The sequence below is a fragment of the Actibacterium atlanticum genome, from assembly GCF_000671395.1.
GTDB classification, from domain to species: Bacteria; Pseudomonadota; Alphaproteobacteria; order Rhodobacterales; family Rhodobacteraceae; genus Actibacterium_D; species Actibacterium_D atlanticum.
The window spans coordinates 164,549-187,860 of the sequence record NZ_AQQY01000002.1 but is presented as its reverse complement, the minus strand read 5'-3'; the positions used below and the strand labels follow the sequence as shown (position 1 = coordinate 187,860).

Below are 23,312 nucleotides of genomic sequence, written 5' to 3'. Positions count from 1 at the left end.
AACGGAGAGAGACATGGTCGCGCGCGCCTATACGGTGGCCTTTGAAGGGGTCGACGCCAAATTGGTTGAGGTCCAATGCGCCGTCTCGGCCGGGTTGCCCTCGTTCTCCATCGTCGGCCTGCCTGACAAGGCTGTGTCCGAGGCCCGCGACCGCGTGCGCGCCGCGCTGTCAGCGATGGCGTTGGCGCTTCCGTCGCGCCGGATCACCATCAACCTATCGCCCGCCGACATGCCCAAGGAAGGCTCGCATTTCGATCTGCCCATCGCCATGGCGCTGTTGGCGGCGCTGGACGTCATCCCGACCGACGATGTCGAACAAACGGTGGCCTTGGGCGAGATGTCACTCGACGGCTCTCTGGTGCCCGTGATCGGCGCCCTGCCCGCCGCGATGGCCGCATCGCAAGCCGACCGCGCGCTGTTATGCCCCAAAGCCTGCGGGGCCGAGGCCGCGTGGGTGGGTGACACGCAGGTGTTGGCCGCCGGGTCGCTGGCCGATGTGGTGCGCCACTATACCGGCCAGTCCCCCCTTGCCCCGGCCGACCCGGGCGAGGTGCGCGTTGACCCAACCGCCCGTGACCTGCGCGATGTCAAAGGCCAGGAACGTGCCAAACGCGCACTGGAAATCGCCGCCGCCGGGCGCCACCATTTGCTGATGACTGGCCCGCCTGGCTCGGGCAAATCCATGATGGCGGCGCGGATGCCTGGCATCCTGCCCCCCATGACCCCGGCTGAGGCGCTGGAAACCTCGATGATCCATTCCCTAGCCGGGTTGCTGAACGAAGGCGGCATCTCGCGCACCCGTCCGTTTCGCGAACCCCATCACACGGCCTCGATGGCGGCGATTGTCGGCGGAGGGCGCGGCGCGAAACCCGGCGAAATCAGCTTGGCCCATAACGGCGTTCTGTTCATGGATGAATTCCCCGAATTCCCCCGCACCGTGCTGGAAACCCTGCGCCAACCCATCGAAACCGGCGAGGTCGTGGTGGCGCGCGCCAATGCGCACATGCGCTACCCGTGCAAGTTCTTGCTGGTCGCCGCCGCCAACCCCTGCAAATGCGGGCAGATGACTGACCCGGCGCTGGCCTGCTCCCGCGCGCCCAATTGCGGTGCGGACTATCTGGGCCGCATCTCTGGCCCGCTGATGGACCGGTTCGATCTGCGGATCGAGGTGCCCCCGGTGGCCTATACTGATCTGGACCTGCCCGACAGCGGCGACACCTCGGCCCAGGTCGCCGGGCGCGTCGCCACCGCCCGTGCGGTACAAACCGCACGGTTCGAAGGCACGCCGGAATTGCGCTGCAACGCCGATGCCGAAGGCCAAATGCTGGAAGAAATCGCCACACCAGATGCCGAGGGGCGCGATCTGCTGCAACGCGCGGCCGAGAAATTCCGCCTGACGGCGCGTGGCTATCACCGCGTGCTGCGGGTGGCGCGTACCATCGCCGATCTGGATGGGTCAGAACAAGTCAGACGCCCGCATGTGGCCGAGGCCGCAAGCTTCCGCCTGATGACCGGCAGCTAGTTTTCGTTGCGCGCGAATAAGCGTACCCGGATGTGCCCGGCCAATTGGCTTAGGGTTACACGGGCCTCGGGCAGAAGATTGTGAAACAGCGGCCAAACGTGCGGCAGGCCTGCTTCTAGCCGCGTCACAACCTGCACCCCATCGCGTTTCAACCGCGCCGCCATGTTCACCGTGTCGTCCCGCAAAATCTCGGCGTGGCTGGCATAGAGATACACCGGCCCAGCCCCCTCAAATGACGCATAGAGTGGCGAGGCCCTCGGATCACGCGGATCAGCGCCGTTCAGGTAACCTTTGGCGGTTTGCGGCATCTTTTCGGGAGGCAACATCACCTCGCTGGCGTCATTGTCACGATGCGAATCCGCCGATACCGTCAAATCCGCAAAGGGTGAAAAGGCGAAGGTCATCGCCGGTTGTGCCAGACCCTCACGACAGATCCCGGCCAATAAAGCCAACGCCAGCCCGCCGCCGGCACTGTCACCACCAATCACGATCTGAGCGCCCTCGAACCCGCGTGCCAACAGCGCTTTATAGGCCGCAAGCGCGTCATCATAGGCCGCTGGAAACGGGCTTTCCGGCGCTTTGCGATAGTCAGGCAAAACCGCGGGCATACGGGTCAGTTTTGCCAGCTGGCCCATCAACGCCCGGTGCGTGGTCGGCGACCCCATGAAATACCCGCCGCCGTGAAAGTACAGGATCACATAGTCATCGTCGCAGTGTTTGGGCCGCACCCAAAGGGCGGGGACATGCTCCAGACGGTCGGCTGTAAACTTGGTGCCACGCGGTGCGCGGAACCAAAGTTTAGACTTGAAGGAAAAAGCCCGGCGTAGCTTATCTGGCGAGGCACCGCGTGCCAGCCAGGGCCGCTCAAACCAGCTGAGCGAAAGGTTGAGAACGGGGCGAACCCAGCTCATCCGCGCTTTGCCTCAATCGCCTGCCAAACCTTTTGGGCAATGTTCACGCCGTCAAACCGCTCCAGCTCTTGAATGCCGGTGGGCGAGGTCACGTTGATTTCGGTCAGGTAATCGCCGATCACATCGATGCCGACGAAGATCTGGCCATGTTCGCGCAGCACCGGGCCGATGGTCTCACAAATCTCACGGTCGCGATCGCTGAGCGCGACTTTTTCAGGTCGCCCGCCCACGTGCATGTTCGAACGGGTCTCGCCCGCTTGGGGCACCCGGTTGATCGCGCCCACGGGTTCACCATCAACCAAAATCACGCGTTTGTCGCCGTTTGACACGTCCGGCAGAAACTTCTGCGCGATCAAAGGTTCGCGTGAGATGCCGGTGAACAGTTCGTGCAGAGACGAAAGGTTGCGGTCATTGGGATCCAAACGGAACACGCCAGCGCCGCCATTGCCATAAAGCGGTTTAAGGATGATGTCGCCATGGGCGTCTTTGAACCGGCGGATCGTGTCCAGATCGCGGGCGATCATGGTGGGCGGTATCAATTCAGGGAATTGCAATACCAGCAGTTTTTCCGGGAAATTGCGCACCCAAAACGGATCGTTCACCACCAGAGTCTGCGGATGGAGCCGCTCCAACAAATGGGTCGTTGTGATGTAGCCCATGTCAAAAGGAGGATCCTGCCGCAGCCAGACCACGTCATAATCACTCAGATCAACATCCTGCTGATCGCCCAGCGTGAAGTGATTTCCCACTTCCCGGCGCACCGTCAGCGGCCAGCCCCGCGCCATGACCTTGCCACCGTCCCAGTAAAGATAGTCCGGCGTGTAATAAAACAGCGTATGTCCACGCGCCTGCGCCTCTTCGGCCAAGCGGAACGTACTGTCTGCATTGATATCGATGGCCTCAATCGGGTCCATCTGGATGGCGACTTTCAACGACATGTAAAACCCTCCAAGTCTGGAGTTCTACATGGCCTGCCCGGCGCCACGTTGCAACGGCAATTCACTAAGCGCCCAAGGCGCCCTCGCGAATGTCGACCCGCCCCATGCCGTCAACCAGCGCTGCATCAAACCGCATCGGCGTCAGCTGCCCCATTGGCAAACGCTCCACAAACTCTGACGCTGCCATGAATATCCGTTCGATCTGCTGCGTGCTGATCTTTGCTGCGGCGCCCGCGAAATCCTTGCTTTTCTTGACTTCGACAAAAACAATCTCGTCCCGATCCCGAGCGATCAGATCGATCTCTCCGCCCTGCCCACGCCATCGGGTTTCCAATACCTGCAGGCCGCGCCTTTCATATTCGCGCCCCACGCAGCTTTCTGCTGCCATGCCCGCAAGGTAGGACTGTTTTCCACTCACGATCTGTTTACTCCTCTCGCGACAGCGCCAAAGCCGCCTGATATACGTCCCGGCGTGGCAGGTTCAGCGCCGAGGACACCTTAGCCGCCGCATCCTTGACCGACATATCCGCCAGTGCTGTCCGCAATGCGTCTTCGATCTGTGCGGCATCGGCTTTCTGGCCTTCCCCGCGATCGATCAAGACGACAACTTCACCTTTGACCTTTCGATCAGCATAGCTTTCGGCCAGCGATCCTAATGTGCCGCGCGCCGTTTCCTCGAAACGTTTGGTCAGTTCGCGGCATATCACCGCGCGCCGCTCTTCTCCGAAACATTGCACACTGTCGGTTAATAGTTTCCCAACACGTTTGGGAGACTCGTAAATCACCAGCGTTGCCCCGCTTTGATCGAGACTTTGGAGCCACTTTCGCCGCGCAGAAGACGAAGTAGGTGCGAATCCGGCAAACAGAAACCGATCACTGGGCAAACCCGAAACAGTCAGCGCGGCCAACACCGCCGATGGCCCCGGTGCGCTTGTTACCGGCAGATCGGCCTCAATCGCTGCACGCCCCAGCTGATAGCCGGGGTCAGCCACCAGAGGCGTCCCGGCTTCGGAGGCATAGGCCACGGACTTGCCTTCGTTGATGGCCCCCAGCAGCCGGTCGCGCACGCCCGGGCCGCTATGGTCGTGATAGGCCACGACGGGTCGGCCATTTACCGCCACACCGTGCAGTTGCATCAGGTGTTTCACCGTCCGCGTATCTTCGGCGGCGATCACATCAGCCGAGGCCAGGATATCCAGCGCACGCAGTGTAATATCGCGGGCGGTTCCGATCGGAGTCGCCACGAAATACAGTCCGGGCGCCAAAGGCGTTGCGTCAATTTGCACGGGGAATTTGAACCTTCCGAGAAACGTTTACTTGCCCCGCCGGAACGCTTAGTGTCTGGCGCGACACCGGGCCCCTGAGCCTGACAGTTTGGAGTGTTTCGCTATGTTCGCCGTTTTCCGTGCCGCCCGCAAGTCCGTACGCAGCGGGTTAATTGCCCTTTCTGCCGCTGTTTTAGTGGCCGCATGTCAACCGATCTCGACCACGGGCGGGCCTTCGATCAATACCTCCAAACCTGTGCCTGTGGCACTGTTGGTGCCCGGCGGTTCGGGCCAATCCGGCGATGAAGTGCTGGCCCGTCACTTGCAGAATGCGGCCCGGTTGGCCTCAAGCGATCTGGACGGCGTTCAGATTGATTTGCGCGTCTATAACACTTCCGGTCAGGCGGATCAGGCTGCGGCGATGGCAACCAAGGCCGTGAGCGAAGGCGCAAAGATCATCCTTGGCCCGCTGTACGCGCAGAATGCCAATGCCGCGGGCGTGGCTGCCGCCAACCGAGGTGTGAACGTTCTAAGCTTTTCAAACAACGCCGAGATCGCAGGCGGCAACGTTTTCGTGCTGGGCCCGACGTTTGACAACACCGCAAACCGGCTGGTGCGCTATGCCGCGCGCAATGGCAAAGGCAACCTGATGATCGTGCGCGACGGCAATGTCGCAGGCGAGGCTGGCGCCGCCGCTATTCGACAGGCCGCAGCCAATTCAAGCGCGTCGATTGTGGGCGAAGCCGCTTATGAGTATTCGCAAAACGGTGTCGTGCAGGCTGTGCCTGTCATCGCCAACACGGCCAAAAGCACCGGCGCACAGGCACTGTTCCTGACGGCGGATACCGCAGGGTCGTTGCCCTTGCTGACACAGCTGCTGCCGGAAAACGGCATCAAGACCGACACTTATCAGTATATCGGCCTGACCCGCTGGGATATCCCGCCGGAAACGCTGGCGATCCCCGGGGTTCAGGGGGGCTGGTTTGCCCTGCCCGATCCCGCACTGAACGCCCAATATAACTCCCGTTACCAAGCCGCTTATGGCGAACAGCCTCACCCGGTTTCGGGTCTGGCCTATGACGGAATCGCCGCCATCGGCGCACTTGTGCGTCAGGGCAAATCCGATGCGCTGACGGCGCAGGCGCTGACACAGGCCTCGGGCTTTGCTGGCGTCAACGGCGTCTTCCGTTTGCGCCCCGATGGCACCAATGAACGCGGCCTTGCTGTGGCCGAAATCCGCAATAATCAGGTGGTTGTGATTGACCCTGCCCCAAGAAGCTTCGGTGGCGCCGGATTCTGATCCGGCCCACGCCCCGTCCCTGCCGCAAACGGATCTGATCCGCCCGGCATCCGAAATTTTCGACCAGATCGCCTTTGACCGCGCCTTTGACAAGGCCGCGGACAGTTGTGCTGACGCCCGCGCCATTCGTGACGCTGCCGTCAAATTGCTGCTCGAGGCCCGCAAATCCGGCAACGAAGCCATCGCCGAAGCTTTTGCAGCTTCGCCCTTTGCAGCCCGCAAAGTTGTGCGTTCGTACGCGTATCTGACCGATTGCATTGTCACCAATGTCTACCAGATCGCGTTGCGCCGCCTGCACCCGCAACAAAGCCCAACCGAGGGCGAACGCATCGCCTTGTTGGCTGTAGGCGGGTATGGTCGCGGGGAAATGGCGCCACAATCGGATGTCGATCTGCTGTTCCTGACGCCCTACAAGATCACCCCCTGGGCCGAGAGCCTGATCGAATCCATGCTCTATATGCTGTGGGATCTGCGGCTGAAGGTAGGGCATTCGTCGCGTACGATCAAAGACTGCGTCCGGCTTGGCCGCGAAGATTACACCATCCGCACCGCCCTGCTGGAACACCGCTTTCTGTGCGGCCACGCGCCGCTGGGCGAAGGGCTAAGGCAAACCCTCCGGGACGATCTGTTCAGCAATACCGCTGCCGATTTCGTCGAAGCAAAGCTGGCTGAACGGTCTGAACGCCACCGCAAACAAGGCGGCCAGCGCTATATGCTGGAACCCAATGTAAAAGAGGGAAAAGGCGGTCTGCGCGACCTGCAATCGCTGTTCTGGATCGCGAAATATGTTCACGATGCCGAAGACGCCACCGAACTGGTCGATCTGGGGGTTTTCACCCCAGAAGAAGATCAGAACTTCGACCGGGCCGAAGAGTTTCTCTGGGCCGTGCGTTGTCATCTGCACCTGATCGCCAACCGTCCGGTCGATCAATTGACGTTTGATATGCAGATCGAAGTTGCCGAGCGGATGCAATACACCGATCACGATGGGCGCCGCGCGGTTGAACACTTCATGCAGGACTATTTTCGCCATGCGACCCATGTGGGCGAACTGACCCGGATTTTCCTGACCTCGCTCGAGGCCATCCATGTCAAACAAGCCCCCTCGCTGATCGGGTTCTTCCGCCGCAAACGTCGGGCCAAGGCCGGTTACAAGATCGAACATAACCGCCTGATGGTCGATGATGAGGCCACGTTCTTTGAGGACAAGCTGAATATCCTGCGCATCTTCGAAGAGGCCCTGCGCACCGGCACGTTGATCCACCCCAACGCGATGCGGCTGATCTCGTCGCATCTGGACCTGATCGACGATAGTTTCCGCCGGGATCCCGAAGCGCAGCGCATTTTCATCGACCTGATGCTGAAACACGGCAATCCTGAACGTGCGCTGCGTCGAATGAATGAGCTGGGTGTTCTGGCCGCGTTTATCCCCGAGTTTGAACCCATTCAGGCCATGATGCAGTTCAACGTTTACCACAGCTACACGGTTGACGAGCATACGATCCAGACGATCTCGGTTTTGGCCCAGATTGAGCGCGAAGAGCTGCAAGAAGAGCTCCCGGTTGCCAGTCGCATCCTGAAGCGCGGGGTCAACCGCAAGATCATGTATATCGCGTTGCTGCTGCATGACATTGGCAAAGGCCGCCCCGAGGATCACTCGATCCTGGGGGCGCAGATTGCCAAAAAGGTCGCGCCGCGTCTGGGGTTGAAACCTAAGGAATGCGAAACCGTTGAATGGCTGGTGCGCTATCACCTGCTGATGTCGGATACGGCGCAAAAGCGCGACATTTCGGACCCGCGCACAGTGCGCGAATTCGCCAAGCTGGTCAAAACCACCGAACGGCTGGACCTGCTGACGGTGCTGACGGTTTGTGACATCCGCGGCGTCGGCCCGAATGTATGGAACAACTGGAAGGCCCAGTTGCTGCGCAGCCTGTTCAGCCAGACCCGCGAAGTGCTGGAAAACGGCATGGAAGCGCTGAACCGCAAGACCCGCGAAAGCGATGCCAAGAAAGCCCTGCGCGCGGCTCTGCCCGATTGGCAGCGCAAAGCGCTTACTGCCGAAGTGGGCCGCCATTACAGCCCCTATTGGCAGGGTCTGCCGACAGAAACCCATGCGGTGTTCGCAGGCCTGTTGAAAGACCTGCCCGATGACGAAATTCGCATCGATCTGCACCCCGACGAAGACCGCGACGCCACCCGCGCCTGTTTCGCACTGGCCGATCACCACGGGATTTTCTCGCGGTTGGCCGGGGCCTTGGCGATGGTCGGGGCCAACGTGGTAGACGCGCGCACCTATACTTCGAAAGATGGCTATGCGACGGCGGTGTTCTGGATTCAGGACGCCGAGGGCGCCCCCTACGAGGTCAGCCGCCTGCCGCGTTTGCGCGATATGATCGACAAAACGCTGATGGGCAAAATCCGTCCGCGCGACAAGTTGGCCAGCCGTGACAAAATGTCGAAACGCGAACGTGGGTTCGAATTCCCGACTGCGATCACCTTCGATAATGACGGCTCTGAAATCTATACGATCATCGAGGTCGATACCCGCGACCGCCCCGGATTGCTGTTTGACCTGACCCGGGTCTTTGCCAAACACAACATCTCGATTGCCTCGGCGGTGATCGCGACATACGGGGCGCAGGTCGTGGATAGTTTCTATGTGAAAGACCTGTTTGGGCTGAAAATTCACTCCAAACTCAAGCAGGAAGCGCTTGAAAAGAAACTCCGCACCGCAATTGAAAAGGGTGATGAAAGGGCACGCAGCTGATGCGCCCGATCCGGCTGATCCAGGGCTTCCTGACCGTTGGAGGGTGGACTCTGGCCAGCCGTATCTTGGGCTTTGTACGCGACATCATGATCGCTGCCTATCTGGGCACCGGGCCACAGCATCAGGCCTTTGTCATTGCCTTTTCGCTGCCTAACATGTTCCGCCGCTTCTTCGCCGAAGGCGCGTTCAACATGGCCTTTGTGCCGATGTTTTCCAAACGCCTGGAAGCCGGAGAAGAGGCCGAAACATTTGCCCGCGACGCCATGTCGGGCCTGTTGGGAATATTGCTTTTACTAACGCTGATCGCCCAGCTGGCGATGCCTGCGTTGGTGCTGGCCATGGCCAGCGGGTTCGAAGACGAGCTGTTCGATCTGACCGTGTTCTACGGCCGGATCGCTTTTCCCTATATCCTTTTCATATCATTGGCCGCCTTGCTGTCGGGAGTGTTGAACGCGGCGGGGCGTTTTGCTGCCGCAGCGGCGGCGCCGGTGTTGTTGAACGTGGTGTTCATTGGCGCGATGACCGGCGCGGCGATTCTGGGGGCTGATATTGGCGACACGCTGATCTGGGCCGTGCCCGTGGCTGGCGTCGCGCAACTTGCGCTTGTCTGGCACGCCGCCCGCAAAGCCGGGTTCACCGTGGTGCCGCATCTGCCCCGCATGACGCCCGAGCTGAAACGCCTAGCCATCATCGCAGCGCCCGCTGTGTTGGCAGGGGGCGTGGTGCAGGTGAACCTGTTGGTGGGACGTCAGGTCGCCAGCTATTATGATAGCGCCGTCTCCTGGCTTTATAACGCCGACCGTTTGTACCAGCTTCCGTTGGGCGTGGTGGCAATTGCCATCGGCGTGGTGCTTTTGCCCGATCTGTCGCGCAAGCTGAAGGCTGAAGATGGCGATGGTGCGCGCCATTCGCTATCGCGCGCGGCCGAGTTCTCTCTGGCTCTGACCCTGCCTGCCGCCGTGGCCTTGGTGGTGATCCCAGCGCCTTTGATTTCGGTGCTGTTCCAACGCGGCGCTTTTACAGCGGCGGACGTCGGGCCTACGGCTTTGGCCACGGCGATATACGGCATTGGTATGCCGGCATTTGTGCTACAAAAAGTGCTGCAGCCCGTGTTTTACGCCCGCGAGGACACCAAACGCCCCTTCCATTACGCTGTTGTGGCAATGGTGGTGAACGCGGCCTTGGCCATAGGTTTAGCGCCCGTAATCGGGTTTATCGCAGCGGCCATCGCAGCTTCGGTCGCGGGCTGGGCGATGGCAGCATTGCTGTGGGTTGGCTCGCGCAAAATGGGGGCCGACGTGCAACTGGATGCCCGGTTCTATGGACGGCTGCCCCGGATCATCGCGGCTTCGGCCATCATGGGAGCCGCGCTTTGGCTTGCCGAGGCCGTCTTGCACGAGGCGCTTTATACCGACACGTTGCGTTATGGGGCGTTGGCCCTACTTATCGTGATCGGCAAAGGCGTCTATCTGGCGGCGGCGCATGCGACAGGAGCGTTGCGCCTTTCAGAACTGAAATCTTCGATGCGCCGATAGCATATGTTATCAAGCGGCATTGGCCTTTGGCCAATAAGAGATTGTTTGATTGGTGCCCAGAAGCACCCTAGCGGTGTTTGATCCGCGCGCGCACCCTGCTCCAGCCTCCCGGACTAACGATGAACGACAGGGCAAAGCCTGCGACAAACCCGGCGATATCCGCGACCCAGTCATTGGTGCCGCCAAACAGCAGGGTAAAGATCAGCTGTATTCCCATCAAAAAGGCGATCAGCGTGAAGGCTTGATACTGGCTGCTGCCTTCCACCCCGAACTTGATCCAAAGAAGAAAGGTATAGGCGCCGATCAGCCCATATACCGCAGGGTACCCTCCGACCAAGGGCCGCATATCATCCAGCACCAGCCCATAGGCCGCCGCCCCCGCAAAGGCAGAGCCGAAAAAGATGACCAGAACCGCCGGGGCCGAAAAGATGCGCCCCACCATATTGCCCAACGCCAAAAGGAAAACGATCACGAAAATCGTCTGGGTGAAGCTGTAGTTGACGAAAACATAGCTGAACATGCGCAGCAAGGCGCCGCCGCCCATATCCCCCGTCGCCAGCATCCGGTCAAACAGGGGGCCGAAGAAGCCGTAATCTTCTATCGCGGACAATCGCCAGCCCACAGCATTCGGACCACCGACAAATCCGCGAGTCCCGGCACTGAAGGCCAACTCCAGCAGAATGATCGGTGTTGCCAGTGCCCAGACGATGGGTGGCAATGGGTTCACGGGCGGAGCGTTGGGGTCAGTGTGCATCAAAGCCTCTTGGTTGACGGGCGCGCCCCCCATGGGTAAGCGAGCATGACATGAAATTCCAGACGGAGAATGCATCATGACGGAGGTGGTCCACACACCGCGCGTCTTTTCAGGCATCCAGCCCTCGGGCGGCCTGACCCTTGGCAATTATTTGGGTGCGCTTAAGCGTTTTGTCACCACCCAGAATGCAGGCGACAAAGAAACCATCTTTTGCATGGTCGACCTGCACGCCATTACCGTCTGGCAAGACCCGGCTGATCTGCAACATGCCACGCGCGAACTTTGCGCCGGGTTCATTGCCTCGGGTATCGATCCGGAAAAGTCGATCTTGTTCAACCAAAGCCAGGTGCCCGAACACGCACAACTGGCCTGGATCTTTAACTGCGTCGCCCGGATGGGCTGGATGCAGCGTATGACCCAATGGAAAGATAAGGCGGGCAAGAACCAGCAAAACGCCTCGCTGGGTCTGTTCGCCTATCCCGCGCTGATGGCGGCCGACATTCTGATCTATCACGCCACCCATGTGCCTGTGGGCGAAGACCAGAAACAGCACCTCGAACTGACTCGCGACATCGCGATCAAGTTCAACAATGACTTCGGCGTTGATTTCTTCCCGGTGACCGAGCCGGTGATCGAGGGTGCCGGCACCCGCGTGATGAGCCTGCGCGATGGATCGAAGAAAATGTCGAAATCTGATCCCTCAGATATGTCGCGCATCAACCTGACGGATGACGCCGACACCATCGCCAAAAAGATCCGCAAGGCCAAGACCGATCCGGAACCGCTGCCCGACAGCCTGGAAGGGCTGGAGGACCGCCCCGAAGCCCGCAACCTGATCAACATCTATGCAGGACTGTCTGACCAAACCGCCGAACAGGTAATCCAGCAAGTCGCAGGCCAGCAATTTGGCACGTTCAAACCCGCGCTGGCGGAACTGGCAGTTGAAAAACTGTCGCCTATCTCAGCGGAAATGACCCGCCTGATGCAGGACACGGCCGAGATCGACCGCATTCTGGCGCGTGGCGCCGAACGCGCCCGCGACCTTGCCGCACCGATCCTGAAAGAGACCTACAAGATCGTCGGAATGGTCGGCGCCTGACGCCCGCCCGACGCGCCTCAGGGCGCGGAGACATCCCTTAACCGCCCCTCAAGGGGCGGTTTCCTTTTGACTGCATTTTCGCACAAAAACTGTGATTATGCGGGCCTTTTGCGTCAAGCCGCACAGACATATCCTCAGGCCAACACGTTTAAAGGATTTGACCATGCCCCTTCACCCCAACACACGCGTCGGACACATCCATCTGAAAGTTTCGGATGTTAACCGCGCAATCGCATTTTACAGTGGCGTACTTGGCTTCGATGTCACCCAACGCTACGGCAGACAGGCCGCGTTTTTGTCGGCTGGCGGCTACCATCACCACATTGGTCTGAACAGCTGGGAAAGCGCGGGGGGCACACCGCCGCCTCCGGGTCATACCGGCCTCTATCACACTGCCTTCCTCTATCCTGACCGTGCCAGCCTTGGCGATGCTCTGGCCCGCGTGATTGAAGCCGGGATTGATCTGGACGGCGCGGCTGACCACGGCGTATCCGAGGCAATCTATCTACGGGACCCGGATGGCAACGGGGTCGAACTCTATCGCGACCGCCCAGAATCCGAATGGCCTCGTACCGCAAATGGGGACCTTGCAATGGACAACGCGCCGCTGGACCTTCAGGCGCTCCTGGATGATCGCGCCAGCTGACGTCACGAAAGCTTTGCCTGAACGTCACCTAATCGAGTCATCGCGCCCCTAGCCTGTCCCTACCAGGTCGCCAGGTGCGCCCTCGGTGCGGTCACGTCTCTTGTGCCCCCAAGAGCCACGGATACACCCCATCCGACCGCAGTGCTTTCGGGCGCCCACACCCGCAGCACCCGCCCCTGGCCCCCGGCCGGGGGCAAGTTGTGACTGGCCCCCACGAAGGCAGAAGTCTACAATCCGGATCAAAACGACACCGGAGAACCAGATGGCAACGGGCACAAACATCCGCACCTACTTCAACGGCACCTGGCACAACGAAGATCTGGCCATCATGCGCGCCGCCGATCACGGCAGCTGGCTGGGAAGCACGGTGTTTGACGGGGCTCGGTTCGTGAATGGGCTGACCCCCGATCTGGAGCCGCATTGCGCCCGCGTCAACGCCTCGGCAAAAGCACTGATGATCACCCCAACGGTCACGACACAAGACATGGTACAGATCGTGCTTGAGGGTCTAAAAACCTATCCCAAGGACGCCGCCGTCTATATCCGCCCGATGTATTGGGCGCTGCATGGTGGCGATCTGGGCGTAAACCCAAAACCCGGGGCCACCGGATTTGCCATCTGTCTGGAAGAAATCCCGATGGCCCCGCCCGAGGCCGCAACCACCCTAACCACCACCCGCTTTCGCCGCCCGGTGATGGAGGACGCCGTGGTCAACGCCAAGGCTGGTTGCCTGTATCCCAACAACGCGCGGATGTTGATGGAGGCCCGCGCCAAAGGCTTTGGCAACGCGCTGGCCGCAGATGCGCTGGGCAATGTGGCCGAAGCCGCAACCGCCAACGTCTTTATGGCCCGGGATGGCGAGGTCTTGACCCCTATCCCAAACGGCACATTTCTGGCCGGGATCACCCGAGCCCGCCACATCAAGAACCTGCGCGCTGCGGGCGTAACGGTGCATGAAACAACACTCAGCTTCGAGGACTTCAAACAGGCCGATGAAGTTTTCCTTTCAGGCAATATGATGAAGGTCACCCCGGTCAGCGCTTTTGAAGACCGTCAGTACCAAATCGGCCCGATCACCCGCATGGCCCGCGAAAGCTATTGGGATTGGGCCGCCAGTGTCTGACTGGCGCAACAGCGCGCTGACGCTCGCCATCGGTGCAGTTGGGGCGCTTCTGGCTTGGGCCATCAATATGCCGCTTGCGTTTCTGGCCGGTCCCGCCGTGGCGGTGGCGGGCGCCGGGATCGCCGGTGCGCCTGTCGTCATCGCCCGAACGCTGCGCGAAACCGGTTTCGTTCTGGTCGGTCTGACGATCGGTTCCTTGGTCACGCCCGATAGTATCGACGCCATGCTGCGTTGGCCCATTGCCTTTGTGTTGCTTGTGGCGCTGACGTTCCTCACCCCTTGGGTCGGCCAGTGGGTTCTGACGCGCAGTTTGGGCTTTGACGACAGGGATGAGGCCTTTTTGGCCTCGTCGCCCGGGCACCTTAGCCTTGTGGTGGCCCTGGCCGACAGTCTTTCCCTGTCAGTCACCCGCCCCACAGTGCTGGCCGCAATCCGCGTGCTGACGCTGACATTATGCGTACCCTTTGCCGCGCGGATGGCCGGGCTTGACGTTGGCCCCGGGTTGCAATCGGGCGCGCATGCGGCGCCCTGGCTGGCCATAGCGGCCCAGATCATTGCCACCCTGGCGCTGGCACCGCTGCTTGGCCGGATGCGCTTGCCTGCCCCCTATCTTCTGGCCGCGATGATGATCGGCGCGACAACCCACCTGACCCAGTGGGTGGATGGCAATATCCCGGTCTGGCTGTCGCAATGCGTGTTGGTGCTGATGGGCAGTCTGATCGGCACCCGTTTTGTCGGAACCTCGCTGCGGGCCATGGGTGCCAATCTTGGTACCGGCCTTTTGATCGTTGGGCTTTCAACCGGTCTGGCCTTGGTGTTTGCCCTGATCGCCGCGCCGCTGTCGGGCCTGCCTTTGCTGGACCTTCTGCTGGGCTTCGCACCCGGCGGGCTTGAAACCATGGTCATTGTCGGTGCGGCAATGGGCGCCGATCCCAGCTTTGTCGCCGCCGCCCATGTGTTGCGCCTGATCGTTCTGGCGCTAATTCTGACGGGCTATGCCACCCGCATGTCCCGACGCGACAGCCCATAGACTTGTGACCAAGGCTGAGGCACACTGCCCCTGCTGGAAAGGACGATCATGCGTAAATTCCTGGTCATACTGGACGACAGCCGCGAATGCCTGAACGCGATGCGCTTTGCCGCCTTGCGGGCCGAACACACGGGCGGCGGTGTGGTGATCCTGTCTGTGATCCCGCCAGATGAGTTCAATCACTGGATCGGTGTCGGCGACCTGATGCGCCAAGAAGCCCGCGAGCGGATCGAAGTCCATTACGAAGTCTTCGCCAAATGGATGCGCGACAAGCACCAGATTGATCCGCAACTGGTGATCCGCGAAGGCGAGGCCGTAGATCAGATCATGTCCCAAATCCGCGACGACTCGGAAATCGGGGTTCTGGTTCTGGGTGCGGGTACCAGTAAGAAAGGCCCCGGCCCCTTGATCACGCAGCTGTCCAAAAACTCGGGCGCGTTGCCAATCCCGATGACGGTCGTGCCCGGTGATCTGCCCAAAGAACGGCTCGAGGCAATCTGCTAACGTCTATTCAGACTTTAACTTGGCCCGGTGTGCCGCCGCCTTGGCGCGGTTGCCACAAACCGCCATCGAACACCAACGCCGCTTGTTGTTCTTGCTGATATCCTTGAACCACATGGTGCAGGTTGGCCCGTTGCACTGCCGTACCCGTTCGGGCGCATCTTCGGCCAATAGCTCGGCGATGGCGATGGCAATGGGAACCAGCAAATCTTCGGGCTTCTCCATCCGCCAAACACGGCGCAGCTGGGGAACTTCGCCAGTCTGCAACAGCTCGAGATGGCTGTGTTCCTTGGCAAGGATCGAATTGACCTGATCAAAGATCGCCGGATCGCCGTCATTCATGTACCGCCTGAACTGCTCGCGCAGCGCCCGCGCCTGCACCGCGATCTTGTCAGGCGCTGTCTCGGCCAAAGAGCCCGCTTCGGCCAGCCCCACATCGTCGAGCCATGCGCATAGGTCCGCGCCATTCTCAAGCCACTCGATCTCTTCGCCCTTCGGCGCGCCGATGGTGTTCAGAAAATCCAGCGCCGGGTGGTCAGCGATGATCATGGCGGGTGGTCGCATGGTGGCTCCTGTGCGTTTGATCACAAATACGTAACCCTCAATTTCAGGTTTGACAAGTTATCCGCACAGCAATAACCGTCTAAATACACTTTATTCAGTTACTAGGAGCATCCCATGCCCAAACTTCTGCACATCGTCGCCTCGCCCCGGGGTGAAAACTCGAAATCGAACGCGCTGGCCCGCGCCTATATCGACGCGGCCAAAACCGCGGACCCGTCGCTTGAGATCGACACGCTGGACCTGTGGGCCGAAGACCTGCCCGCCTTTGACGGCGACCCCGCTGCTGCCAAGATGACTTTCTTTGGCGATGGCGAAATGGACCCGGCCAAACAAACCGCTTGGGACAAAGTGGCCGAGGTCACCAACCGCTTTCTGGCCGCAGATCACTATGTCATCGGTGCGCCCATGTGGAACGGTGGCGTATCCTACCGTCTGAAACACTACATCGACATCATCACCCAACCCGGCCTGCTGTTCGGGTTTGACCCGGAACAGGGCTATTTCGGCCTGCTTGAAAACAAAAAGGCGACAGTCATCGCCTCCAGCGGCGTTTGGGCCCCCGGCGCAGACCCCAAATATGGCTCGGATTTCCACTCCAGCTATCTGGAATGGTGGCTGAACATGATCGGCGTGACCGATATCGAGATGATCCGGTTCCAGCCCTCGCTGTTGACTCAAGACCCGCAGGCTGGCTTCGACGCCGCACTCACAGAAGCCCTGCGTCTGGCGGCCTGACCCCGGCCGCCCCGGTGGCCCGATCTCCCGTCGGGCCACCCCCTTAGAACCATTCTAAACCTTGACACAAAGCCCCCAAAAGCGCATATCCGGTAAGCACATCGGAGGCCCCATGTTTATTCAAACCGAATCCACACCGAACCCCGCAACGCTGAAATTCCTGCCCGGCCGTGACGTGCTTGGCACAGGCACCGCAGATTTCCCCAGCGTTGAAAGCGCGGCCAGCTCGCCGCTCGCAACGCGTCTGTTTGCCGTGATCGGCGTGACCGGCGTGTTTTTTGGCTCGGACTTCGTGACCGTCACCAAGTCCGATACGGTGGAATGGGATCACATCAAACCCGCTTTGCTGGGCGCGATCATGGAGCATTTTCAAACCGGCGAACCGGTTCTGTCTGCCGAAGCTTCCCCCGCCGCTGGCCATGCGGATCATGACGGCGAAGACGGCGAAATCGTTGATCAGATCAAAGAGCTTCTGGACACCCGCGTGCGCCCTGCCGTGGCACAAGATGGGGGCGACATCACCTTCCATGGGTTTGAACGCGGTGTGGTTTACCTGCACATGCAAGGCGCCTGCGCTGGCTGCCCGTCGTCGACCCTGACGCTGAAAATGGGCATCGAGAACCTGCTGCGCCATTACATCCCCGAAGTGACCGAGGTACGCCCGGTTGCCGCCTAAGCCGCTGATTTTGGGTTTTGACACATCGGCCGCGCATTGCGCGGCCGCTTTGCTGTCGGGCGATACGGTTTTGGGCAGTTTCCACGCGCCGATGACCAAGGGACAGGTAGAACACCTGATGCCCCTGCTTGAAAACCTGCTGGCAGAAACGGGCCACACTTGGGCCGATCTGACTGCGCTAGGCGTTGGCGTCGGCCCGGGCAATTTCACCGGCATCCGCATCGCCGTATCTGCCGCGCGCGGCCTGGCAGTGTCGTTGGATATCCCGGCCGTCGGAGTGACCGCATTCGAAGCGCTGGCCCACGACCTGCCCACCCCGGTTTTGGCCACGGTCGATGCACGGCGTGGCCAAGCCTATGCCTGCGTGATGGGCCGCGAAACAGAAGAACCAATGCAAACCAGCCCTGACACCCTACCCGCCGACATGGCGGGGCTGAACTGTGTTGGCCATGCCTCTACCGACTTTGCTGCACAGACCAGCGGCGATCCTCTGCCCCCGCGCTATCCTTTGGCCGAGTCCATCGCCCGGATCGCCGCAAAACGTTGGCAAACGACCACCACCCGTCCTGCACCATTGTACCTGCGCGCCGCTGATGCCGCCCCGGCCTCGGATCCGCCGCCGGTGATCCTGCCATGACTCCTGCCCAACTGGCCGCTCTGCACGCCCTGTGTTTCACCGTGCCGCGCCCTTGGTCCGCAGACGAGTTCACCGACCTTCTGGACAGCAAAGGCGTGTTCGTCCAAGGCGACGGGCACGGGTTTATTCTGGGCCGTGTGATCGCCGGAGAGGTCGAATTGCTGACGCTTGCCGTTCATCCCAAAGCCCGCCGTGCCGGGATCGGGGCGCGGCTGCTGGCCGGTTTTGAACAACACGCACAAAGCCAGGGCGCACAGGATGCGTTTCTGGAAGTCGCTGCAGACAATACCGCGGCCCGCGCATTGTACGAAAACGCGGGTTACGCCAGTGCCGGGCTGCGCAAAAGCTACTACCAAGGGCCACGCGGTGCCCATATTGATGCGCTGGTATTGCGCAAATCCTTTACGCACAGCTGACGCTACGTCACGGCCAAACCTTACCGAAAAGTCAAAAATCGGTTGACCCGCATTCCCGCCTGCGTCCTAAATTGCGCATGATAATCCAAGCCGGGGGCGGGCGGTGACAGGGCGTATTGCCTTTGCGTCTGAACCTTCCGGCAAACCAACCGGGAGCTTAACCATGACCCTGATGCGTACCTTCCTTGGCGCAGCAGCCACGCTGGCCCTTGGCGCGACTGCCGCGCTGGCCGAACCTGCCGTGATCTTTGATCTGGGCGGCAAATTCGACAAATCCTTTAACGAAGCCGCCTTTAACGGCGCTGAACGTTGGGCCACAGAAACCGGCGGCAAGTATCTTGAAATCGAGATGCAATCTGAAGCCCAGCGCGAACAGGCGCTGCGCCGCTTCGCCGAAACCGGCGCCAACCCGATCATCACCACCGGCTTTGCCATGGCTGACCCGGTGGCCGAGGTCGCGCCAGATTACCCCGACACCAAATTCGTGAATATCGATGGCTTCCTGCCTGAAATTCCGCCCAATGTGCAGATGATCGTGTTCGAAGAACATCAAGGCAGCTATCTGGTCGGCATGTTGGCAGCGATGAAATCCGCAAACGGGACCGTCGGTTTTGTCGGCGGCATGGACATTCCGCTGATCCGCCATTTCGCCTGCGGCTATGCCCAAGGGGCGAAGGCTGTGAACCCTGACATCAGCATCATTGCAAACATGACCGGCACCACTCCGGCGGCGTGGAACAACCCTGTAAAGGGCGGTGAACTGGCGCAGGCGCAGATCGCGCAAGGCGCAGATGTGATCTATGCTGCGGCTGGCGGTACTGGCGTGGGCGTGCTGCAAGCTGCTGCCGACGCGGACATCCTGTCGATCGGCGTTGATAGCAACCAAAACCACCTGCACCCGGGCAAGGTCCTGACCTCGATGCTGAAACGCGTCGATGTTGCGGTCTATAAGTCGATGATCGCCGGAGATGCGCTGGAAACCGGCTCCATGCAGGTGCTGGGGCTTGCAGATGACGGCGTGGGCTATGCCGTGGATGAAAACAACGAAGCCCTGCTGTCCGAAGAAATGGTCGCTGCCGCCGAGGGCGCCAAAGCCAAGATCATTGCCGGTGAACTGGACGTGGTGTCCTATTACGCCAATGACAGCTGCCCGGTTCTGGATTTCTGATCGGACCCATATAAACCTACGGGCCGCGGCTTTGGCTGCGACCCGCCTGCCTGCAAGATCCCGCCAAAGGAGGCCCGCGTGACCGCCCCCGCGATTGAACTCAACGGCATCTCCAAAGCCTTCGGCCCGGTGCAGGCCAACAAAGATATCTCTATCCGGGTGATGCCCGGCACGATCCACGGCATCATCGGCGAAAACGGTGCCGGTAAATCCACGCTGATGAGTATTCTCTGTGGATTTTACAAAGCCGACGCCGGCGAGATTTTCATCAATGGCACCCTCACACCCATCCCCGACAGTCAAGCCGCGATCCGGGCCGGCATTGGCATGGTGTTTCAACACTTCAAACTGGTGCAGAATTTCAGCGTGCTGGAAAACATTATCCTTGGCGTAGAAGAGGGCGCGCTTTTGCGCCCCTCGCTGGCCAAGGCGCGCAAAGAGTTGCAGCATCTGGCGGATGAATACGAATTACGCGTCGATCCTGACGCCCTGATTCAGGATCTGTCTGTCGGGCACCAACAGCGGGTGGAAATCCTCAAGGCGCTGTACCGCAAGGCGCAAATCCTGATCTTGGACGAACCTACCGGCGTGTTGACCCCGGCCGAGGCCGATCAGCTGTTTCGCATCCTTGAACGGCTGCGCGCCGAAGGCAAAACCATCATCCTGATCACCCACAAACTGCGCGAGATCATGCATATCACCGACACGGTCAGCGTGATGCGGCGTGGGCAGATGACCGATACGGTCAAGACCAAAGACACCAACCCGCAGCAGCTGGCCGAAATGATGGTGGGCCGCAAAGTGCTACTGCGCGTCGACAAAGCCCCGGCACAGCCCGGCGCGAACGTGCTGGAGGTCGACAACCTGCGCGTCACCGACGACGACGGGGTTGATCGGTTGAAAGGCATCTCGCTGAATGTCCGCGCGGGGGAAATTCTTGGTATCGCGGGGGTGGCGGGCAATGGCCAGTCCCATCTGATGCAGGTGCTGGGCGGGATTACGCCGGGTACCGGAACCGTGCTGCTGAACGGGCAGGAACTTGACCTGACCGGCAAAAGTTCAGACGGGCGATCGCGCCGCAAACGCGGCATCGCCCATGTGCCCGAAGACCGTCAGCACGAAGGGCTCATTATGGACTTCAGCGCATGGGAAAACACGGTTTTCGGGTATGACGATGATCCGGCCTATCAGGCCAACGCCCTGTTGATGGACAATGGCGCAATCCGGGCCGAGACCGCCGCCAAGATGGAACGTTTCGATGTGCGCCCACCTGATCCGCAGCTGGCGGCCAAGAACTTCTCGGGCGGCAACCAGCAGAAAATCGTTCTGGCGCGCGAAATCGAACGCAACCCCGATTTGCTGCTGGTCGGCCAACCCACCCGCGGCGTCGACATTGGCGCGATCGAATTCATCCACAAACGTTTGGTCGAACTACGCGACGCGGGCAAAGCGATCTTGCTGGTCTCGGTCGAACTGGAAGAAATCCTGTCATTGTCTGACCGGATCGCCGTGATGTTTGATGGTCAGATCATGGGCGAACGCCTGCCCGGCGAAACCGACGAAAAAGAGCTGGGCCTGTTGATGGCCGGCGTGCGCGAAGAGGCCGCCTGATGAGCAAAATGCCTAAATGGGCGGATATCGTCCTGATCCCACTGATCAACCTGATGTTGGCCTTTGCCCTTTCTGCGCTGGTCATTCTGGCGATCGGCGAAGACCCGGTCGAGGCCTTGATATTGATGGTCAAAGGGTCTTTTGGGTCGACCTACGGCTGGGGCTATACGCTGTATTACACCACCAACTTTGTCTTTACCGGATTGGCCGTGGCCGTGGCTTTTCACGCCGCCCTGTTCAACATCGGCGGCGAAGGACAGGCACAGCTGGGCGGCTTGGGCGTGGCGCTGATCTGTCTCTATCTGCCGTGGCCCCACTGGAGCCTTGCGCTGCTGGGGGCCATGCTGGGCGCGGCAGCCTTTGGCGCGGCCTGGGCCGCGATTCCGGCCTGGCTGCAGGCCAAGCGCGGCAGCCACGTGGTGATCACCACAATCATGTTCAATTTTATTGCCGCAGCGCTTTTGAACTATGTTCTGGTCAACCTGCTTCGCCCGCCGCGCGCGCAGGACCCCTCCAGCGCGAAATTCCCCGAAGTCACTCATCTGCCCACATTACATGACATTCTGTCGCCCCTTGGCATTTCCTTTTCGAAATCCGCCCCGGCCAACATCACCCTGTTTCTGGCCATCGCCGCCTGTTTCGGGGTCTGGCTGCTGATCTGGCGCACGCGGTTTGGCTATCAGCTGCGGGCCTTTGGCAAATCCGAACCTGCTGCGATCTATGCCGGAATCTCGCCCACGCGGATCATCATGATTACCATGCTGATTTCAGGCGGGTTGGCCGGGTTGATGGCCGTCAACAACGTGATGGGCGAGGCCGAAAAACTGGTGCTGAACGCGACCGAAGGGGCGGGTTTCATCGGCATCGCCGTGGCGTTGATGGGGCGTTCGCACCCCTTTGGCGTGGCGCTGGCGGCACTCTTGTTCGGGTTCCTGTACCAAGGCGGCGCAGAACTGGCGCTCTGGACAGACATCCCGCGTGAAATGATCGTCGTCATTCAGGCCTTGGTGATCCTGTTCACCGGCGCTCTGGACAACATGCTGCGGATGCCACTGGAGCGGGTATTTCTGGCGCTGCGCTCGGAGGGAAAGTGATGGATTACGCAACCCTTCTGCAAGTGGCCGATTCAACCGTGCGCCTGTCGGTCCCGCTTTTGCTGGCCTGTCTGGCCGGGCTTTATTCAGAACGCGCAGGCATTTTTGACATCGGTCTGGAAGGCAAAATGCTGATGGCTGCTTTCACTTCGGCCGCCCTCGCGGCGGTAAGCGGCTCGGTCTGGATCGGGCTTTTGGCCGGGATCGCCTCGTCGATGCTGTTGGCAGGATTGCACGGGCTGGCCTCGATCACCTTTCGCGGCAATCAACTCATTTCCGGCGTGGCGATCAACTTTCTGGCCTCGGGGCTGACCGTGGTGATCGCCCAAGCGTGGTTTGAACAAGGCGGCCGCACCCCATCCCTGCAGGGCGCGGCCCGTTTTGAACCAATCACCCTGCCCCTTGCCGAAACCTTGCAAGGCGTGCCTGTTTTCGGCCCGCTCTATGCCGAATTGATTTCGGGGCAAACGGCGCTGGCCTATGTCGGCTTTGCCATGGTGCCCCTGACGTGGTGGCTGTTGTTTCGGACCCGGTTCGGCCTGCGCCTGCGCGCGGTGGGCGAAGCCCCCGAGGCCGTGGACACCGCTGGGGTCTCTGTGATCCGCATGCGCTTTGCTGCTGTTGCCATTGCAGGCGTCCTGTGCGGTCTGGCCGGGGCCTATCTGGCGACTGCGCTGCAGGCCGGTTTCGTGCGCGAAATGACCGCCGGGCGCGGGTTCATCGCCTTGGCCGCCCTGATCTTTGCCAAGTGGCGCCCATGGTACGCCTTGTCTGCCACCTTGCTATTTGGCCTGCTGCAGGCGGTTGCCTTGCGGTTCCAGAACATCGACATCGGCACTTTTACCGTGCCGGTCCAGTTTATGGATGCCCTGCCCTATATCCTGACGGTCGTGATCCTTGCCGGATTTGTGGGCAAAGCCATCCCCCCCCGGGCGGGCGGTGAACCCTATGTAAAAGAGCGGTAAAACCCACCCACCTGCTCTTGTCGCGACGCAAATCGCGGCGTAGCGTGAACAC

The 23,312-nt window shown here is 60.6% G+C and carries 23 protein-coding genes; 17 read left to right on the top strand and 6 right to left on the bottom strand.

Annotated elements, in window-relative coordinates; genetic code table 11:
* Nucleotides 1-13: 13 nt before the first annotated feature.
* Nucleotides 14-1,522: a YifB family Mg chelatase-like AAA ATPase gene (locus ATO10_RS04865; protein WP_035248806.1), complete on the top strand. Its 1,509-nt coding sequence runs from the start codon at nucleotides 14-16 to the stop codon at nucleotides 1,520-1,522.
* Here ATO10_RS04865 and ATO10_RS04860 read toward each other — a convergent pair.
* The 4 genes from ATO10_RS04860 to rsmI all read right to left on the bottom strand — a co-directional run bounded on the left by ATO10_RS04860 (nucleotide 1,519) and on the right by rsmI (nucleotide 4,615).
* A complete protein-coding gene (locus ATO10_RS04860; RefSeq protein ID WP_035248805.1) occupies nucleotides 1,519-2,433 on the bottom strand; it encodes an alpha/beta hydrolase fold domain-containing protein in 915 nt (304 codons plus the stop codon). The genes ATO10_RS04865 and ATO10_RS04860 overlap by 4 nt on opposite strands.
* Nucleotides 2,430-3,371 (bottom strand): glutathione synthase, encoded by a 942-nt coding sequence (gene gshB / locus ATO10_RS04855; protein ID WP_035248803.1) that lies wholly within the window; start codon nucleotides 3,369-3,371, stop codon nucleotides 2,430-2,432. Before gshB ends, ATO10_RS04860 begins: the two co-directional genes overlap by 4 nt.
* Before the next feature lie 64 nt (nucleotides 3,372-3,435).
* Nucleotides 3,436-3,789: a YraN family protein gene (locus ATO10_RS04850; protein ID WP_035248802.1), complete on the bottom strand. Its 354-nt coding sequence runs from the start codon at nucleotides 3,787-3,789 to the stop codon at nucleotides 3,436-3,438.
* Nucleotides 3,790-3,796: 7 nt separating this feature from the next.
* Nucleotides 3,797-4,615: a 16S rRNA (cytidine(1402)-2'-O)-methyltransferase gene (rsmI, locus tag ATO10_RS04845; RefSeq protein ID WP_238323394.1), complete on the bottom strand. Its 819-nt coding sequence runs from the start codon at nucleotides 4,613-4,615 to the stop codon at nucleotides 3,797-3,799.
* A 145-nt stretch (nucleotides 4,616-4,760) separates the two neighbouring features.
* On the opposite strand from rsmI, the gene ATO10_RS04840 reads away from it, so the two are divergent.
* Genes ATO10_RS04840 through murJ form a run of 3 tightly spaced genes read left to right on the top strand, consistent with a single transcriptional unit; the run spans nucleotide 4,761 to nucleotide 10,241 of the window.
* Nucleotides 4,761-5,936, top strand: a complete 1,176-nt coding sequence (locus tag ATO10_RS04840) for a penicillin-binding protein activator (protein ID WP_035248800.1) — start codon at nucleotides 4,761-4,763, stop codon at nucleotides 5,934-5,936.
* Nucleotides 5,896-8,706 carry a [protein-PII] uridylyltransferase gene (locus ATO10_RS04835; RefSeq protein WP_035248799.1) on the top strand — a complete coding sequence of 937 codons (2,811 nt, stop codon included), beginning with the start codon at nucleotides 5,896-5,898 and terminating at the stop codon, nucleotides 8,704-8,706. Before ATO10_RS04840 ends, ATO10_RS04835 begins: the two co-directional genes overlap by 41 nt.
* The gene (murJ, locus tag ATO10_RS04830; protein ID WP_035248798.1) at nucleotides 8,706-10,241 is read left to right on the top strand and encodes a murein biosynthesis integral membrane protein MurJ; all 1,536 of its coding nucleotides are present in this window, start codon (nucleotides 8,706-8,708) and stop codon (nucleotides 10,239-10,241) included. The genes ATO10_RS04835 and murJ overlap by 1 nt, the downstream gene beginning before the upstream one ends.
* A gap of 67 nt (nucleotides 10,242-10,308) precedes the next feature.
* Here the strand turns inward: murJ and ATO10_RS04825 are convergent, their stop codons facing one another.
* On the bottom strand, nucleotides 10,309-10,995 hold the full coding sequence (locus ATO10_RS04825; RefSeq protein ID WP_035249241.1) for a rhomboid family intramembrane serine protease: 687 nt from the start codon (nucleotides 10,993-10,995) through the stop codon (nucleotides 10,309-10,311).
* Nucleotides 10,996-11,071: 76 nt separating this feature from the next.
* Here ATO10_RS04825 and trpS point away from each other — a divergent pair, with 76 nt between their 5' ends.
* From trpS to ATO10_RS04800, 5 genes are all read left to right on the top strand, one after another.
* Nucleotides 11,072-12,094 (top strand): tryptophan--tRNA ligase, encoded by a 1,023-nt coding sequence (gene trpS / locus ATO10_RS04820; RefSeq protein ID WP_035248797.1) that lies wholly within the window; start codon nucleotides 11,072-11,074, stop codon nucleotides 12,092-12,094.
* A 163-nt stretch (nucleotides 12,095-12,257) separates the two neighbouring features.
* Nucleotides 12,258-12,740, top strand: coding sequence for a VOC family protein (locus ATO10_RS04815; protein WP_035248796.1), 483 nt, complete (start codon nucleotides 12,258-12,260; stop codon nucleotides 12,738-12,740).
* A gap of 262 nt (nucleotides 12,741-13,002) precedes the next feature.
* Entirely contained in the window at nucleotides 13,003-13,863 is an 861-nt protein-coding gene (locus ATO10_RS04810) for a branched-chain amino acid aminotransferase (RefSeq protein ID WP_035248795.1), read from the top strand.
* Nucleotides 13,856-14,893: an AbrB family transcriptional regulator gene (locus ATO10_RS04805; protein ID WP_051597953.1), complete on the top strand. Its 1,038-nt coding sequence runs from the start codon at nucleotides 13,856-13,858 to the stop codon at nucleotides 14,891-14,893. The genes ATO10_RS04810 and ATO10_RS04805 overlap by 8 nt, the downstream gene beginning before the upstream one ends.
* Nucleotides 14,894-14,941: 48 nt before the next feature.
* Nucleotides 14,942-15,397 carry a universal stress protein gene (locus tag ATO10_RS04800; protein WP_035248793.1) on the top strand — a complete coding sequence of 152 codons (456 nt, stop codon included), beginning with the start codon at nucleotides 14,942-14,944 and terminating at the stop codon, nucleotides 15,395-15,397.
* A gap of 3 nt (nucleotides 15,398-15,400) precedes the next feature.
* On the opposite strand, the gene ATO10_RS04795 is transcribed toward ATO10_RS04800, so the two are convergent.
* A complete protein-coding gene (locus ATO10_RS04795) occupies nucleotides 15,401-15,958 on the bottom strand; it encodes a CGNR zinc finger domain-containing protein (RefSeq protein WP_035248792.1) in 558 nt (185 codons plus the stop codon).
* Between the two features lie 114 nt (nucleotides 15,959-16,072).
* Here ATO10_RS04795 and ATO10_RS04790 point away from each other — a divergent pair, with 114 nt between their 5' ends.
* The 8 genes from ATO10_RS04790 to ATO10_RS04755 all read left to right on the top strand — a co-directional run bounded on the left by ATO10_RS04790 (nucleotide 16,073) and on the right by ATO10_RS04755 (nucleotide 23,260).
* Nucleotides 16,073-16,693 carry an FMN-dependent NADH-azoreductase gene (locus tag ATO10_RS04790; protein WP_035248790.1) on the top strand — a complete coding sequence of 207 codons (621 nt, stop codon included), beginning with the start codon at nucleotides 16,073-16,075 and terminating at the stop codon, nucleotides 16,691-16,693.
* A 112-nt stretch (nucleotides 16,694-16,805) separates the two neighbouring features.
* Nucleotides 16,806-17,369 (top strand): NifU family protein, encoded by a 564-nt coding sequence (locus ATO10_RS04785; RefSeq protein WP_035248788.1) that lies wholly within the window; start codon nucleotides 16,806-16,808, stop codon nucleotides 17,367-17,369.
* Entirely contained in the window at nucleotides 17,359-18,006 is a 648-nt protein-coding gene (gene tsaB / locus ATO10_RS04780) for a tRNA (adenosine(37)-N6)-threonylcarbamoyltransferase complex dimerization subunit type 1 TsaB (protein WP_035248786.1), read from the top strand. Before ATO10_RS04785 ends, tsaB begins: the two co-directional genes overlap by 11 nt.
* Complete coding sequence (locus ATO10_RS04775; protein WP_035248783.1) at nucleotides 18,003-18,422, top strand: GNAT family N-acetyltransferase; 420 nt, start codon at nucleotides 18,003-18,005, stop codon at nucleotides 18,420-18,422. Before tsaB ends, ATO10_RS04775 begins: the two co-directional genes overlap by 4 nt.
* A 163-nt stretch (nucleotides 18,423-18,585) precedes the next feature.
* Nucleotides 18,586-19,590, top strand: a complete 1,005-nt coding sequence (locus ATO10_RS04770) for a BMP family lipoprotein (protein WP_035248781.1) — start codon at nucleotides 18,586-18,588, stop codon at nucleotides 19,588-19,590.
* Nucleotides 19,591-19,668: 78 nt separating this feature from the next.
* The gene (locus tag ATO10_RS04765; protein ID WP_035248778.1) at nucleotides 19,669-21,201 is read left to right on the top strand and encodes an ABC transporter ATP-binding protein; all 1,533 of its coding nucleotides are present in this window, start codon (nucleotides 19,669-19,671) and stop codon (nucleotides 21,199-21,201) included.
* A complete protein-coding gene (locus ATO10_RS04760) occupies nucleotides 21,201-22,295 on the top strand; it encodes an ABC transporter permease (protein WP_035248774.1) in 1,095 nt (364 codons plus the stop codon). Before ATO10_RS04765 ends, ATO10_RS04760 begins: the two co-directional genes overlap by 1 nt.
* On the top strand, nucleotides 22,295-23,260 hold the full coding sequence (locus tag ATO10_RS04755) for an ABC transporter permease (protein ID WP_035248771.1): 966 nt from the start codon (nucleotides 22,295-22,297) through the stop codon (nucleotides 23,258-23,260). Before ATO10_RS04760 ends, ATO10_RS04755 begins: the two co-directional genes overlap by 1 nt.
* The last annotated feature ends 52 nt before the right edge of the window (nucleotides 23,261-23,312 follow it).